At 34.7% G+C, this 14,980-nt stretch carries 16 protein-coding genes; 11 read left to right on the top strand and 5 right to left on the bottom strand.

Annotated features, from left to right (window positions below):
- Positions 1 to 26: 26 nt before the first annotated feature.
- The gene (locus tag VEU72_03545) at positions 27 to 683 is read right to left on the bottom strand and encodes an ATP-binding protein (GenBank protein HYL66206.1); all 657 of its coding nucleotides are present in this window, start codon (positions 681 to 683) and stop codon (positions 27 to 29) included.
- A gap of 109 nt (positions 684 to 792) precedes the next feature.
- On the opposite strand from VEU72_03545, the gene VEU72_03550 reads away from it, so the two are divergent.
- Both VEU72_03550 and metK read left to right on the top strand, forming a co-directional pair.
- On the top strand, positions 793 to 1,035 hold the full coding sequence (locus VEU72_03550) for a U6 snRNA-associated Sm-like protein LSm6 (GenBank protein HYL66207.1): 243 nt from the start codon (positions 793 to 795) through the stop codon (positions 1,033 to 1,035).
- A gap of 18 nt (positions 1,036 to 1,053) precedes the next feature.
- A complete protein-coding gene (gene metK / locus VEU72_03555) occupies positions 1,054 to 2,211 on the top strand; it encodes a methionine adenosyltransferase (protein ID HYL66208.1) in 1,158 nt (385 codons plus the stop codon).
- Here metK and VEU72_03560 read toward each other — a convergent pair.
- The gene (locus tag VEU72_03560) at positions 2,188 to 3,066 is read right to left on the bottom strand and encodes an NAD(P)H-binding protein (GenBank protein ID HYL66209.1); all 879 of its coding nucleotides are present in this window, start codon (positions 3,064 to 3,066) and stop codon (positions 2,188 to 2,190) included. The two genes, metK and VEU72_03560, sit on opposite strands and share 24 nt — an antisense overlap.
- Before the next feature lie 55 nt (positions 3,067 to 3,121).
- On the opposite strand from VEU72_03560, the gene VEU72_03565 reads away from it, so the two are divergent.
- The 6 genes from VEU72_03565 (at position 3,122) to VEU72_03590 (ending at position 7,828) form a co-directional block, all read left to right on the top strand.
- Positions 3,122 to 3,562 (top strand): DnaJ domain-containing protein, encoded by a 441-nt coding sequence (locus VEU72_03565; GenBank protein ID HYL66210.1) that lies wholly within the window; start codon positions 3,122 to 3,124, stop codon positions 3,560 to 3,562.
- 38 nt (positions 3,563 to 3,600) lie between these two features.
- Complete coding sequence (locus VEU72_03570) at positions 3,601 to 4,695, top strand: cobalt-precorrin-5B (C(1))-methyltransferase (protein ID HYL66211.1); 1,095 nt, start codon at positions 3,601 to 3,603, stop codon at positions 4,693 to 4,695.
- A gap of 35 nt (positions 4,696 to 4,730) precedes the next feature.
- On the top strand, positions 4,731 to 5,795 hold the full coding sequence (locus tag VEU72_03575) for a cobalamin biosynthesis protein (protein ID HYL66212.1): 1,065 nt from the start codon (positions 4,731 to 4,733) through the stop codon (positions 5,793 to 5,795).
- Positions 5,792 to 6,538: a CbiX/SirB N-terminal domain-containing protein gene (locus VEU72_03580; GenBank protein ID HYL66213.1), complete on the top strand. Its 747-nt coding sequence runs from the start codon at positions 5,792 to 5,794 to the stop codon at positions 6,536 to 6,538. The genes VEU72_03575 and VEU72_03580 overlap by 4 nt, the downstream gene beginning before the upstream one ends.
- Positions 6,535 to 7,173, top strand: a complete 639-nt coding sequence (locus VEU72_03585) for a precorrin-8X methylmutase (GenBank protein HYL66214.1) — start codon at positions 6,535 to 6,537, stop codon at positions 7,171 to 7,173. Before VEU72_03580 ends, VEU72_03585 begins: the two co-directional genes overlap by 4 nt.
- 103 nt (positions 7,174 to 7,276) lie before the next feature.
- The gene (locus VEU72_03590; GenBank protein HYL66215.1) at positions 7,277 to 7,828 is read left to right on the top strand and encodes a hypothetical protein; all 552 of its coding nucleotides are present in this window, start codon (positions 7,277 to 7,279) and stop codon (positions 7,826 to 7,828) included.
- 47 nt (positions 7,829 to 7,875) lie between these two features.
- On the opposite strand, the gene VEU72_03595 is transcribed toward VEU72_03590, so the two are convergent.
- The gene (locus VEU72_03595) at positions 7,876 to 9,231 is read right to left on the bottom strand and encodes a cobyrinate a,c-diamide synthase (protein HYL66216.1); all 1,356 of its coding nucleotides are present in this window, start codon (positions 9,229 to 9,231) and stop codon (positions 7,876 to 7,878) included.
- 38 nt (positions 9,232 to 9,269) lie between these two features.
- Complete coding sequence (locus VEU72_03600; GenBank protein HYL66217.1) at positions 9,270 to 10,490, bottom strand: NAD(P)/FAD-dependent oxidoreductase; 1,221 nt, start codon at positions 10,488 to 10,490, stop codon at positions 9,270 to 9,272.
- Positions 10,491 to 10,598: 108 nt separating this feature from the next.
- Between VEU72_03600 and cobO the strand changes: the two genes are divergently transcribed.
- From cobO to VEU72_03615, 3 genes are read left to right on the top strand one after another with little or no spacing between them, the layout of a single operon-like run.
- Positions 10,599 to 11,132 (top strand): cob(I)yrinic acid a,c-diamide adenosyltransferase, encoded by a 534-nt coding sequence (cobO, locus tag VEU72_03605; protein ID HYL66218.1) that lies wholly within the window; start codon positions 10,599 to 10,601, stop codon positions 11,130 to 11,132.
- Between the two features lie 39 nt (positions 11,133 to 11,171).
- Positions 11,172 to 11,972, top strand: coding sequence for a translation initiation factor IF-2 subunit alpha (locus VEU72_03610; protein HYL66219.1), 801 nt, complete (start codon positions 11,172 to 11,174; stop codon positions 11,970 to 11,972).
- A 2-nt stretch (positions 11,973 to 11,974) separates the two neighbouring features.
- Positions 11,975 to 12,130 (top strand): RNA-protein complex protein Nop10, encoded by a 156-nt coding sequence (locus VEU72_03615; GenBank protein ID HYL66220.1) that lies wholly within the window; start codon positions 11,975 to 11,977, stop codon positions 12,128 to 12,130.
- Between the two features lie 12 nt (positions 12,131 to 12,142).
- On the opposite strand, the gene VEU72_03620 is transcribed toward VEU72_03615, so the two are convergent.
- A complete protein-coding gene (locus VEU72_03620) occupies positions 12,143 to 14,965 on the bottom strand; it encodes a peptidylprolyl isomerase (protein HYL66221.1) in 2,823 nt (940 codons plus the stop codon).
- Positions 14,966 to 14,980 lie beyond the last annotated feature (15 nt).

The following is a 14,980-nucleotide window of genomic DNA, read 5'->3' on the forward strand; positions in this document are numbered from 1 at the left end:
CTTAGTAATTTACACTGATAAATATCTTAAGGTGAATCTTCTAACCCGATCTGTGTAATTATATAATCAGTAATTTTCTTGCCATTAAATGATGGAAAAACTTGTGCTGTGTACTTTTGCCCAATTTTTTCTAATTTGATTTTTTGATGTGTGAACATACTTATCGATCTATCCAAACTTTCTCTTTCTTCATCATCTGATTTTCTAGTTATGTTGGTCACAACTACAGGAATTTGTCTTTTTATAGCAACATGTGCCAATTTGTGCATATATTCCATAAATGCAATGTGTTTTGCCAACGAGTTTGATTCCTTTGAATATTCAAATGAAAACAGATCGGTTACATTGTCTATTACAACGAGAGTTAAATTCTCAATTTCTAATATTTTATCTACATAACTTAGTTGTTCAACAGTATTTGTTATTCTTCCAACAATCATTTTATCAAGAAGTTTTTGATCCATTCCTTTTGCTTTAAGAAATTCAATCAATCTTTCTGGTCTAAAACTACCAGTAGCATCTTGATACAAAATCATTCCATCACATGCTAATGAGTTTACACAAATCTGTAACAATAGCTGTGTTTTGCCTGATCCACTTGGACCATATATGTCAGTAATCATCCCACCTCTTATGCCACCCCTTAGGAGTTTGTCTAGATTCTCAATTCCAGTTGCAATCATCAAATCTCTAATCTACAGAACACCATAAATTAAAGAATGTCAAACACTATTGAAGATCGGGAAGGCTTTTATTCCCGATCTCAGGCAGTGGTCAACAAGTGATTTATGTTTGTCGCAAGCGCAGCCAAAAAGACCGTTGACAACTTTACAGAAAGGTATTAACAAGAAAGTTACTGTCAGACTGAAAAGCGAAATAGAATACAAAGGAAAAATGAACAATGTTGATTCATATATGAATTTGATTATGACTGATGCTGAAGAAATAAGCAATGGAAAAGTGATTGCAAATTACGGTAGAGTTATTGTAAGAGGAAATAATGTTCTTTTCATCAGATTAGAAAATGAACTTTAAATAAATAGGTTTTTGAAAATGGGGCGAAATTACCTCTTTACGTCAGAATCAGTAACAGAAGGACATCCAGACAAAGTATGTGATCAAATTTCTGATGCAATTTTAGATGAGTTTCTAAAGCAGGATCCAGAATCAAGAGTCGCAGTTGAAACCTTGACTACGACTGGAATAGTAGTAGTTGCAGGTGAGGTTACATCTAGAGCAAAATTTGACGTGCAGGATGTGGTAAGAAAAACATTGCGTGAGATTGGCTATGATGATCCCCAATTTGGTTTTGATGCAGAATCATGTAGTGTCCTAGTTTCATTACATTCACAAAGCCCAGACATATCTCAGGGTGTTTCGTCAACTGAGAACAAGGAACAAGGTGCAGGAGATCAGGGATTGATGTTCGGATATGCAACAAATGAAACTGAGGAAATGATGCCAATGCCAATTATGCTAGCTCATAAACTCACTAAGAAACTTGCAGAGGTTAGAAAAAATAAATCCCTTCCTTGGGTAAGACCAGATGGAAAATCACAAGTGACAGTAGAATATGAAGATGGAAAACCAAAAAAACTTGAAACTATAGTAATCGCTACACAACACTCTCCAGAAATAAGTAATGAACAAATAAAAAGAGAGATAATTGAAAAGGTAATCAAACCAGTTTGTGGAAAATACTGGCATGATAAAATCAAAGTTCATGTTAATCCAACTGGTAGATTTGTTATCGGAGGACCTCCTGGTGATGCAGGTCTTACTGGAAGAAAAATTATCGTAGATACCTATGGAGGAATGGGAAGACATGGTGGTGGTGCATTTTCTGGAAAGGATCCATCCAAAGTAGACAGATCAGCATGTTACATGTGCAGATATATTGCAAAGAATATCGTAGCTGCTGGATTAGCTGAAAGATGTGAAGTTCAAGTTGCATATGCAATTGGCGTTGCAGAACCTGTATCTCTAATGGTAAGTACATTTGATACAAGTAAGATTCCAGAAGAACAAATTGAAAATCTAGTCAGAAAACACTTTGACATGAGACCTGCTGCATTAATATCTCAATTACAACTAAAACGTCCAATTTATAGAAAAACTGCAGCCTATGGTCACTTTGGAAGAAATGAGCCTGAGTTTAATTGGGAAAAAACTGACAAAGCCGAGGTACTAAGAAAGGCCGCTGGTCTTTAAGACTGCTTTGTGTGTTTTAAATTCAATTCCAAACATACTTTGCAATTTTTTGTGATTTCCAACATAATCTCCAACTAAAATATTCAAATCGTCCACACCAAAATCCATTTTTGGATTATTTAATGCTGTATGATACGCATCCTCTAAATCCATATTCTTTATGAAAGTTTTTCCTCCTTGAAGAAAATCTCTAACATAGTCATTGAATGTTACTGTCTTTGGTCCCACAAGATCAATAATTTTGTATGAAAACTTTTTTTGTATGATTGATTGAAAGATAACTTCTGCAACATCTCCTATGAAAATTGGTTGCAGTCGATATCTACCCGAACCAGGAATCATTATAGTTCCTTTTTTTATTTGTTTAAAAAGAAAATTAGACAATGGATCATCTTTGCCTATTATGTATGATGCACGAAGAATTGTGTAATCTAAACCTGAATTAATTATTTCTTGTTCTGCTTGGAATTTAGAAATAAAGTATCCAAAAGTAGCATCTTTACTTACACCTAGTCCGCTAATGTAAATTATTTTTTTAATTTTAGCTTTTTTGCATAGCTTTATTGCGTTTTTTGTAAGACCTACATTTACTTTTTGATAATCAGAATCAACTGTTTGTTTTCCTTTGCCAATAAAATGCAAGAGTGCAGCGTATCCGCGCAGTTTTGAAGTAAGATGGTTTTCAGAAAGATCTTTTGATGAAATAACTTCTCCAAAGTTAATAGAAGATCCTTTGCCTTTACGTACAATTCCAATTACAGAGATTCCTTTTTTTGCTAATGCTTTCCCAACATTTTTGCCTACAAAGCCATTAGCACCAGTTATTGCCACTTTTAGCGAATTTTTGCGTATCATGACTTGCAAATGTATCCGACAAATTAATTTTAAAGGTATGCTAAAGATAGATTAATTGAACACTACTGATTGTTACCAAATTTTAGGAGTTCAAAAAGGTGCATCTCAAAAAGAGATAAAAAGTGCCTACAGAAGACTTTCTCTAAAATATCATCCTGATAGGAATATGGGAGAAAAAGATGGCGAAAGATTCAAGCAAATTATAGAAGCTTATCAAACCCTTAAACTAGAAGAAAAAAAGAAAGATCGAAAATCAGAAGTGGACATAGCACATACATATACTGAATTTTGGAAACAATATGATAAAAAAGTAAACGAGGAACAGTTTGACAGAGTAAATTTTGCTGGATTTCAGAATCCATTTGGTGTAAACGTACCAGAAAACTATAGTCATAACCAAGAAAAAGAACCTTCACAAATTTCTACACATGTCATTTTGTATGTAGGTCTTGGTCTTGTAGCAGTGTGGATAATTCTCTCAGAGATTTTAAAGTAATTTGATAAAGATTAATACATAAAAAATTAATTTCCTTTATGGAAAGTGAGGCAAAACTAAAGGGCAAACTTAAGACTGGTTTTACAACTGGAACTTGTGCAACTGCTGGTGCAAAAGCAGGAATTTTAGCAATCCTAAATCAAAAAAAAATTGATGTCGTGGATGTAACTTTGCCTAAAAAATCTAAGATTCAAATTAAAATCTTAAGTTGTCAATTTGATAAACATAGTGCAAAATGTACAGTCATAAAAGATGGTGGGGATGATCCAGACGTTACACATGGTGCAGAAATAATTACGCATGTTTCACTTATAGATAAACCAAATCAGATAGAAATTGATGGCGGTGATGGTGTAGGACGAGTAACAAAGCCAGGTCTTGGTCTTGAAATAAATTCTGCAGCAATAAATCCAACTCCAAAAAAGATGATAATTGAAAACATTCAGGAAATCGGAAAAGAAATTCTTGAAAAAAATGGTGTAAATGTTATTGTCTCAGTTCCAAGGGGAAAGGAGCTTGCAACAAAAACGGATAATCCAAGACTTGGAATTATTGGTGGCATCTCAATTTTAGGTACAAGCGGAATTGTGATACCATATTCTACTGCTTCTTTTGCAGCTTCAATCAGACAGAGTCTTGATGTTACAATCGCAATGGGAAATAATATTGTTGTATTAACAACAGGTGGAAGAAGCGAAGATTTTTCAAGAGAAATAATAAAACTTCCTGATCATTGTTTTATACAAATGGGAGATTTTTCAGGATATACACTTCAACAATGTGCAAAACGACCAATCAAAAAAGCATATGTTGCAGGTTTTATTGGAAAACTAACAAAGATGGCAATGGGCGTAAAACAAACTCATGTCAAAGGTTCCAAAATTGACATGAAGTTTCTGTCAGATCTTGCGCAAAAATGTAATGCAAAAAATGAAACCATCGAGGAAGTAAAAAAAGCAAACACTGCAAGACATGTCTATGAAATTGTCATGAAAGAAAACATTGTAGATTTTTTTGATGCTGTTTGCTTGGAAGTTTACAATCAACTAAGAAAACATTCTGAAGCCAAGTTTGAACTTGATGTCATAATGTTTGATTTTAATGGTAAAATAATAGGAAGGTTTCCTAGATAGTAACAAATATCTTTAGTTCTAAAAAAATTCAATGCATGGAAAAAGTTGCCATATTAGCAATTACAAAAAACGGAATTTCAATTGCCTTATCGCTAAAAAAACAATTTCCTTCATGGAAAATTTTTGCACCATCTAAATTTTCAAATAATGACTCACAAATTGACTGGTTCGAGGACTCTACTACCGCAAAAATAGGAGATCTCTTCAAAACTCATGAAGCTCTCATATGCATATTCTCACTTGGTGCAGTGATTAGACTAGTCTCACCTCATATGAAAGACAAAAAGACAGATCCTGCAGTAGTTGTCATTGATGACACTGGCAAGTTTGCAATAAGCACCCTTTCAGGACATTTAGGAGGAGCAAACCAGCTTACAGAAGATATTGCCAAGATTTTGAGTGCAACACCTGTCATCACTACTGCTGCAGATGTCAACAAAACGATTGCAGTTGATTTGGTTGGAAAAGAATTTGGCTGGAAGATAGATGATGATTCTACTGTAACAAGAGTAAGTGCATTTATGGTAAATGAAGAAAAAATTGGAGTCTATCAGGATGCGGGCGAAAAGGATTGGTGGACTCCAAAAAAAGAATTTCCAAAGAATGTAACTATTTACAATAGTTTTGAAGAGTTGAGAAATTCTAATTCTAAAGGATATTTGATAATTTCTGATAAAGAAATAGAAGACAGGGAATTGTTAAAAAACTCTGTAGTATACAGACCAAAGACTTTGGTTGTTGGAGTAGGCCTACATTGGGACACTAGTAAAGACACAATCAAAGAAGGAGTAGAATTTTGTATGAAAAAATTTAATCTAAGCCCAAAATCAATTGTAAGATTTTCATCAATAAAAAAAGAATCAGATGTAGTAGGATTACAAGAACTGGCAAAGGAATGGAATATTCCAGTAGATTATTTTGAAAAAGAGCAGCTTGCCCAAATTGCCATACCAAACCCATCAGAAACTGTGCAAGCCTTTGAGGGCACTCCAAGTGTTTCAGAAGCTTCAGCACTACGAAGCTCTGGCGGAAAACTAGTAATTGAAAAGCAGAAATTTCCACCAAACTTAACTGTAGCAATAGCGAGAATCACAAAATGAAAAGAGGATTATTACTAATAGATAGAGGTAGTAGAGAAGACGAGGTAAAAGACGAATTAAGATACATTTGCTCTAAAGCCAAAGAATCTGGGGGTTACCAATTCTCAGATTATTGCTTTTTGGAGGTGGTTCCACCCTTTATTGAGGAAGGTATGGAAAATTGCTTCAAACAAGACATAGATGCCCTGACAATTGTTCCATATTTTTTGTACCCTGGAAAAAAAGTCAAACTAGCAGTAAACAAGGCAATTGAAATGATATCAAAAAGTAAAATGAAGATCAAAATTGCAAAACCAATCACCTTACACAAATCTTTGCCAGATATTGTACATGCTAAAGTTGATGATATTATTACAAAAAACAAGATCACGTTTTCAAGAAAAGAGATGGATTTGTTACTTATTGGTCATGGAAGCAAGGATCCTAATGCAAAAACCTCTTTGCAATATGTTGTTGACGGGTTACAAGATTCATACCGAAATGTATCTCTCTGTTGGCTAGAAATAGAAGAGCCCAACATCAAACAAGGAATAGATATCTGTGCTAAAAACAATCCAAATGTATTGGTAATTGTTCCATATTTTTTGCATAGAGGTGCACATGTCAAACGAGATATATATGAAGATCTAAATCCAGCAATGGAAAAATCTGGAATTAAAAATATTTTCATAACAAAACATCTTGGTACAGATGTTAAATTGATAGATCTAGTTATAGAAAGAGCAAAGGAAGTTGAGAAATGATTACTCAGAAGGGCCAATCAATTGAGGACAAGAGCATGGAAATAATTGAAAACGAGATAGGCTCTCATTCATATTCAAAAGACGAATGGCCAATAGTTAGAAGAGTAATTCATTCTACTGCAGATTTTGATTTTGCACGACAAAACATGATTGTTTTTCATAAAAATTCCATATCAAGCGGCATTAATGCCTTGAAAAATGGCTGTAATATCATAGTAGATGTAAATGGTGTCATTGGTGGACTAAACAAGGAAAACCTGAAGGAGTTTGGAAACAAGGCAATTTGTAACATATCCGAGCCAAAAATTGTAGAAGAGGCAAAGAAACTCAACAAGACACGTGCACAGACCTCTATGCGAATGGCTGCCTCAGAAATGAACGGAGGGGTGATTGCAATAGGCAATGCTCCCACAGCACTAATAGAAGTGATTCAGATGATAAAGGAGAACGTAACACATCCAGCTCTTGTAATTGGTATTCCAGTTGGTTTTGTATGTGCAGTAGAATCAAAAGAAGAACTTCAAACAATTGACATACCATACATTACAAACAAGGGTCGTAAGGGAGGAAGTCCTTGTGCGTCTGCAATAGTTAATGCGTTGTTCAAGATCGTAAAAGAGAAAACAAAAGGCTAACGAGTTTATCGATAAAGAGTAAAAATGGTTTACCCCCACTTTACTCGTAGAAACATGCTGTTGTCGTAAAACTTTAGGTTAAGTAAAAGATCAACAAGATATTATGAAATACGGTTACGCTTATGCATGTATTTCGATATTGATTGTAATGATTGGTACTTTTTTAATTTTTCAATTGGAATCAACAAGGCAAACAACTAGTTTGAATGAAATCTATAAACCAACATTATCAGATGATCAGGTTACACAAATTATAAGATCTGACTTGTCCAAGCATTTGCCAAATCTTACTAAGGTAATTATCGAAGGTAAAGATCCAATTCCAAATAATCTTGATTATCCAAAACATCCACTTCGTTTGTGGTATATTACACCAAATGGCACTCAATTTCTAATAAATAATACAAATTATTCTGTAGTATGGAAATGTGTTCCCGAAATTAACTTCTGTAATATTCGTAGTCCATTAGTCCTTCAAGCTTCAAGTGGTAGATTAGTATACCTAGCAGATTTAAGCTGGTACACTACGGAAACTCATGGCAATGGCTTCCCAACATATTATTTGATAGATGCGAATGATGGAGAGGTACTTTTCTCAACCTTACTGGAATCTGCAAATAGCACTAAGCAAATGATAATCGAATACAGACCATGACTCTCAAAGGTAAGAAGAACCACTACAACGTAAAATTCCTTCACAAATTATCTTTTGGAAAATTTGATACAGTTTTGAACAAAATTTCTTGCAATGCGAGGTTGCGCAAAGTGCATGTGCATGTATGAAGCTAATGTGTTGTACTGCATTAAACCGTCTTTTTGGTTTTTTATACCAATACCAATGGAAAGATCATAGGCAAACTTGGAGTCCTTTGATACTGATTCTAGCTCAGAAAAATGAAACTCATGTCCTTGTATGATATTTGAGGTCTTTGCAATAAGACAATCTTTTGTTATTCTAGCCTTGGTATAGTTTAGTTTAAGTTTTTTTTGCATCTTTGTAGTGGCATCAAAAAGTCCCACCATCTTGAATTTCTTTGAACCATAATCAATGGATCGGGTAAGATACATCAATCCACCACATTCTGCATAGATTGGCATTCCAGATTCTGCAAGAGTCTTGATATTTTTTTGCATCCTAGAGTTTTTCTCAAGGGCACTGCCTATCACTTCTGGAAAGCCACCACCAATATAGATTCCATCACATTCAGGCATCTTTGAATCAGATACAGGACTGAAAAATACTATCTTTGATCCCTCTTTTTTTAGGGCATCCAAATTATCCTGGTAGTAAAAATTGAAAGATTGATCCAGTGCGACTGCAATTGTGGTTTTCTGTTTTGGATTTTTTTCTTTAGGAATCAAACCAAAAGGTGGAACTTTGTTCCCAATCTGAATAATTTTCTTAACATCAATAAAACCTGACATTGCTTTTGCTATCTTTGATATCTTTGATTGAAGTTCTTTTTGCTCAGAGACTGGGATTAATCCAAGATGTCTTGATTCCATGAGAAATTCAGGATTACGTGGAATCACACCAACGATAGGAATGTTCAATGAAGAAAGTGCCTGTCTGCAAAGATCTTCATGCTTTTTGCTGCCAATCTTGTTTAGAATAAAACCAGAAATTCTAGAATTTTTATGAAATTTCGTAAACCCAAGTGCAGTTGCAGCAATTGATCGTGCAGTCTTGCTTGCATCCAAAACAAGAATTACTGGAGTTTTTAAAATAGATGCTACGTGATGTGTGCTGGAATAGTTCGAGTCGCCAGAAAATCCATCATAATAACCCATCACGCCCTCAATTACAGAAAAGTCAGAATCAAAATTTTTTACAAAGCTCTTAACAATTCCACTGGAACCCATAAGCCAAGGATCCAGGTTTCGTGCAGGTCTGTCAGATACAGAACTAAGATAACTAGGATCTATAAAGTCAGGCCCAACCTTGAATGATTGTACAGAATATCCCTTTTTTTTGATTCCATGAATTATTGCACAGCTAATTGAAGTCTTGCCAACACCACTTGTAGTTCCAGCAAGCACAATCCTTGGTATTTTCAATTCTCAACAATATTACGGAATTTTATTTAAATGGATGTTTACTGTTCAGACCTTATACTTTTTACCATATCAAATAGCTGCCTGACAGCTAATTTTGGATGGTGCGTTGCAAGCTTGATCAAATTACTCATACTAAAGTCAGCTTTTACAAAATCCAAAAATTCTTCCGCTGAGAGCTCTTGGATTATTGCAATTTCCTTGTCCCATTCTTCATCAGATAGACCTAACCATCTGGTTTGTACTTTGACTGCAGCTTTTATCTTGGAACCTATTGCCTTTTTCCAGTTTTCTTCATATGGTTTTAGGGATTCCTTTGATGTGTCATTTTTTAAAACTGCTTCTGCACCTACCTGACCTGCTACTCTTCCAAATTCTATTGCATATCGAATTCCTTCTAAGACAAGAGGATTTGCCTGCCCAGCTGCATCACCAACCAGTATAAGGTTATCTGCAATAGTGGTATGTGTTAATCCTTCATTTGGAATTAATCCATAATGAAATTCTATTGGAACAATTCTACCAAGATTTTCTATTGGACCTGGCTTTTTGTCAATTAGTTCAAGCAGTCTTTGGGTTGGATCAATTTGTGATTCTGGTTTTCCAACACCAACGCCAATTCTTACCTTGTTTTTTCCCAATGGAAATATCCAAGCATATCCGGCTGGAGAATATTGTTGTCCAACCATGAGATGCCACGTTTCTGGATCAATGTTATCAACATATGCTTCAAATTCTGCACCAACACCAAATCTTTTCCATTGTGATACAGTACCTCTATTTTTTCCAATTACTGAATAAAATCCGCTTGCATCTATTACAAGTTTTGAATGAAAAACAAGATCATCTTTTATTGATGTAGCCTTGACTCCCACCAATTTTCCATTCTCCTCAAGAATATTAGTCACATTAGTTCTAACAAAAATATCTGCACCTGCATTTGCTGCTTGATATGCAAGAAACTGATAAGTTTTCCTTACATCCAAGACTGCAGCTTGAGGCTCTGTTCCTTTTATTGTTACACGGTTATTTGGTGAATAAAATGAATAATTTCTAATCGGGTTATAACAATCAGAAGGAATACCAAAAGATTTTGCTTCTTTTATCCAAGTAACACCGCTTGTTCTAACTGAGTGTCCTATTGCTTCTTCTCGCTCAAGTACAGCTACACGTACATCTTTTTTTGCAGCTGACCATGCTGCAGAAAGACCAGCAGGACCACCTCCTACTATAACAATATCAAAATCATATTCTCTTGTCAAACAATCAACATTTTTTCTTTGATGATTATAAACTACACATTTTCTGTTGTAAAATTATAGACAGTTTTGATCCGAATCTTTTTAGTTCACACTTGAAACCAAAAATCGATGGGAAAAGATGGATTTGTTATAGTATACACAGGTAAAGGAAAGGGTAAAACAACGGCTGCGCTTGGAATGGCCTTACGGGCTGTGGGATATAATCACAAAATTTGCATGATCCAATTTATCAAAGGTTCTTGGCATTATGGCGAGATGACTTCATCAAAGAGACTAGAACCAGAATTTGAGTTAACTGCCATAGGAAAGGGTTTTGTAGGAATTATGGATGATAAAAGCCCAATCGAAGATCATAAAAAAATTTCTGACGAGGCTCTTCGCATAGCAAAAGAAAAGATTCAATCAGAAAAATATGATATCATTATACTTGATGAGATAAACTATGCAATCAATCTAAATCTAGTAAAATTAGAAGATGTTTTAGATTTAATAAAAATTAAACCACCTAAGTTGAATTTAGTTCTTACTGGAAATTACGCTAGAGATGAAATTATAGAAGTTGCAGATCTTGTTACAGAAATGAGAGAAATAAAACATCCTTTCAAAGCAGGTATTCGAGCCAAGAAAGGTATAGATTTCTAACCAGCAACATTAAATTACGTAACAAAAATTTGAAAAACTATGACCACAGCTGTTCAAGAACTCCCAGAGGTTGGCGAAATTATTGTTGCTACAGTTACAAAAATTATGGATCAGGGAGCGTATGTCACTCTTGATGAATATAATAATATTCAGGGATTTTTACACATATCAGAAATTGCAACTGGCTGGATCAGACACGTAGAAAAGTTTCTCAAGACTGGAGAAAAAAAAGTCCTTTTAGTAAAACGAGTAAATACTGCAAGATCTGAAATTGATTTATCATTAAAACAAATTTCAAGTGATCAGAAAAAGAAGAAGCTTCTTGAGTTAAAAAAGAAAGAAAAAGAAAAAGTCTTAATTGATAGTTTAAAAACAAAAGCAGAACTTTCGCAAACAGAGGCTGAAAAAATAGAAGAGGTTTTGATAAACAAATTTAATTCTGTTTATGATGCCTTTTCAGAAATAGTATCAAAAGGAATAGTCGTTCTTGACGGTCTTAATTTGTCTACTAAAGTGCTAAAAACTATAGAAGAAATTAGTTCAAAGATCCAAGTACCTCACGTCGAGATACGTGGCGTATTAGAAATCACATGTACCAAACCTAATGGCGTTGAAATCATAAAAAAAGCACTCCTTGATGCTGTTGAAAATAAAGGAGTCAATGTGGAGATAATCTACATTGGAGCTCCAAAATACCGAGTGACTGTTTCTGCTCAAAATTTCAAGACAGCTGAAAAAGAACTAAAACCGATTCTTTCAGAAATTCAAGATACTATAGAAAAGAAAGGCGGGACCTTCAAATTCACTAGGGAAGAATCAAAGAAAACACGTGAGGGATAAATATGCGATTTCAGATGCGTAAATGTCCTGAATGTAAACGATATACACTAAAAGAAGATTGTCCAAAATGTGGTAACAAAACTGTAACAGTTCATCCTGGAAAATATTCTCCAGATGATAAATATGCAAGATATCGAATTTCTGATCGTTACAAATAACTTATTTTGTATCTAACCAGTTGAGGATATGTTTGTAGAAGATGTTATAGATTGTGTTGCTTGAGATTGAATTATAACTTTACTCATACGTGCTTCCTCAGGATCTATTGGTTGGTCTGTAGCTGGATCTGTTTTAATCGCTCCAATTTTATCAACTACATCTTGTCCAGAAATCACCTGGCCAAATATCGTATATTTACCATCTAAATTCGGAGCATCGCCAAGCATTATGAAAAATTGAGAGCTTGCACTATCAATGCTAGGACCGCGTGCCATTGATACCATGTATTTTACGTGTTTAAGAGTACTAAATTCAGGTGGAATTGTATATCCCGCGTCACCTGTTCCCCAGGTATCACGTGAACCATTTTTTGTATTTGGGTCACCACCTTGAATAACAAAACCTGGAATTATTCTGTGGAATAATGTTCCATCATAAAATCCGGATTTTGCAAGTTTTTCAAAGTTTGCTACAGTTTTTGGAGCAACATCATCTCTGAATTTGATGACAATGTTTCCATATTTTGTAGAAATGACACCTACATCGCTTGTTGGATTTACACTTGTGGGATTTACAGTTGTAGAATTAATTTGAGGTGTTATCTTTTGATTTGTATTACTTGTTTGCAGCACATAGTTTGGATTTACTTGATATAGTAAAACTCCTGAAACAATTCCAGAACTATTGCTATTAAGACTTGGTGATGAGTAGACAAGCTTTAATGGACCATTACCATCTACTGGGTATTTGATCGTTTTAGAATAAACACCAATGTATCCAGATTGATAAGTGGCTGATTGTACATGAGTATTTGGATCAAAATAAGTCACTGGTGTAAATGGAAACATTTTTCCTAACAAAGTGTTTTGCCAAAAATAATCGGTTGGCGTAAATTGATCATCTTGAAGAAACTTTGACGAATCTTCCCCTGCAATTCTCATAAACCACTGTTTTTTACTTTCATCTCCCCCGCCACCTAGTACGTAAAGAGTTTGTCCGTTTGAAGAAAATTCTTGTCCTACTACATACACAAGAACATAGTTAGCACCCCAATCATGAAGCATTTTCCATGCTTCATCAGGGGAGCTTAGGAATATTTGTGCAATTTTTGCAATTACGCCTGTTGATAAAGTTGCATTATCTGCAAGTGTTGTTCTTCCACCTAATGTTTGAATCCAATAACCATAATCCCACCATGATGCTATAACCGAGTTTGGTGGAGTATTATTTTTTATCCAATCCAAAGTGGCTGGCCAGTCATTAGTAGAAATTGCATAATTAGAACCACCATTAAGAATGGTAGGAGGAGATTTAGTTACTGAGATCCAGTTTCCGTTTGCTGGATAAATAGTTGGTACCAAAAGTAAAGCCACTATAATGACTACATAAGAGATACTTGCAAACATTCCTAAAGCATAGGTTGATTTTTTACTTTGTGTTGTTACTTTCTTTGAATTATCAGATGATTTTCCTTGTGTTTGTTTCTTTGAGATTTCAGGTGGTTTTCCTAGTGTTCGTTTCTTTAAGATTTCAGATGTGATTACAGCTAATCCAATTGATGCAAGTATAATGACAGAAGTAGCAGTTAGAAGATCTAATCTTGCAAAAGTTCCTCCTGCATAAGCTCCAACAATGCCAATTATTAGAGCAAAGATAGTCATTTCATTTTTGATTCCTATTGGTAAAGAATTTTGATTCTCAGATCTTTTTCTAAAAATAAGCCAAATTCCCAAGCCAGCAAATAACATCAGAGTTGAAAAATAGGTAAAGTTTTGAGTAAGATTTGGCGTAGCATGTTCTGCAACAGAATCAACTAAAGCATCCTGAGATGTAAGGAATGGATTTATTGCATTAAGATAACGAAAGCTTGGTGCATGAAGAATATTTGATGAAATTATTGCAACTCCAGCTATAACAGATCCTCCTAAAATTGCCAAACTATTACGTAATGCTGTTCCTTCCCTGCTAAATTTCTGAATAAATATCATTATAACAAGAAATATTGTGGGTCCGATAAGTGCAAATCCACGTACTCCTAACACAAAACTGATTCCAGGTCTTGCAAATCCACCAGAAACTGCCAATGTCACAGCAACAAAAAGAGGTATGGCCCATAGCAAGAATTTGTGATCTTTTCTAAAAAATGGAAGAGCAATAATGAATAATGCTAACGGCATGAGGAAGAATTCAATGCCACCCCATGAAGCAAAACCAATAGCTAAAAACAAGCCTCCACCAATTAATTTTCCAAAAGCAATCTTGCGGTTTTTTGATTTTAATCCACTAAGAAACAGGTACAGTCCTAGAAGACCATAAAAAAGTCCAAGCGGTTCTGATTTGAACCATCCTATTGTGCCTCTTACTATTATTGGTGGAGATATTGCAAAAAATAGCGATGCAAAAAGACCAGCTGTTGTACCTCCCATAACTCGTACAAGCGCAAATACGATAATGGCTGTAAGTGAACCAAAAACAACTGGAAATATTATTGTAAAATCATAAAGACTGGAACCAGCACCAAAAATTTTGTATAAAAATGCTGCTGTAAAATGCAAAGGAGCTTGAGATGTTGAATAGACATCTCTACCAGTTGGGTACCAGCTCATGGTATCATGCCAGTGAACGTAGGCATTTACACCGTGATCTAAAAGATATTGTGTTGCTCTAAAGTTAAAGAAAGGATCAAATTCATTTAATTGAAAACCATAGTCGGCTGCTTGTGAACGTACCATAACAGAAATTGAAAATGAAATTGCAAGAATTCCAATGATCAGAAGATGATGTAGATGAAACTCAAAAGTTCCAACTTTAAATAATTTGAGGTTTGAAATCAACTAAAATGTGTGAAA

Source organism: Nitrosopumilaceae archaeon (genome assembly GCA_035631875.1).
In the GTDB taxonomy this organism is placed as follows: domain Archaea; phylum Thermoproteota; class Nitrososphaeria; order Nitrososphaerales; family Nitrosopumilaceae; genus TA-20.

Bases quoted from the DNA above. Each gene is read 5' to 3' on its own strand.
- cobO (HYL66218.1), top strand. From the start codon at position 10,599: ATGGGAAAAGATGGATTTGTTATAGTATACACAGGTAAAGGAAAGGGT.
- VEU72_03590 (HYL66215.1), top strand. From the start codon at position 7,277: ATGAAATACGGTTACGCTTATGCATGTATTTCGATATTGATTGTAATG.
- VEU72_03570 (HYL66211.1), top strand. From the start codon at position 3,601: ATGGAAAGTGAGGCAAAACTAAAGGGCAAACTTAAGACTGGTTTTACA.
- VEU72_03545 (HYL66206.1), bottom strand. From the start codon at position 683: ATGATTGCAACTGGAATTGAGAATCTAGACAAACTCCTAAGGGGTGGC.
- metK (HYL66208.1), top strand. From the start codon at position 1,054: ATGGGGCGAAATTACCTCTTTACGTCAGAATCAGTAACAGAAGGACAT.
- VEU72_03610 (HYL66219.1), top strand. From the start codon at position 11,172: ATGACCACAGCTGTTCAAGAACTCCCAGAGGTTGGCGAAATTATTGTT.
- VEU72_03560 (HYL66209.1), bottom strand. From the start codon at position 3,066: ATGATACGCAAAAATTCGCTAAAAGTGGCAATAACTGGTGCTAATGGC.
- VEU72_03615 (HYL66220.1), top strand. From the start codon at position 11,975: ATGCGATTTCAGATGCGTAAATGTCCTGAATGTAAACGATATACACTA.
- VEU72_03580 (HYL66213.1), top strand. From the start codon at position 5,792: ATGAAAAGAGGATTATTACTAATAGATAGAGGTAGTAGAGAAGACGAG.
- VEU72_03585 (HYL66214.1), top strand. From the start codon at position 6,535: ATGATTACTCAGAAGGGCCAATCAATTGAGGACAAGAGCATGGAAATA.
- VEU72_03575 (HYL66212.1), top strand. From the start codon at position 4,731: ATGGAAAAAGTTGCCATATTAGCAATTACAAAAAACGGAATTTCAATT.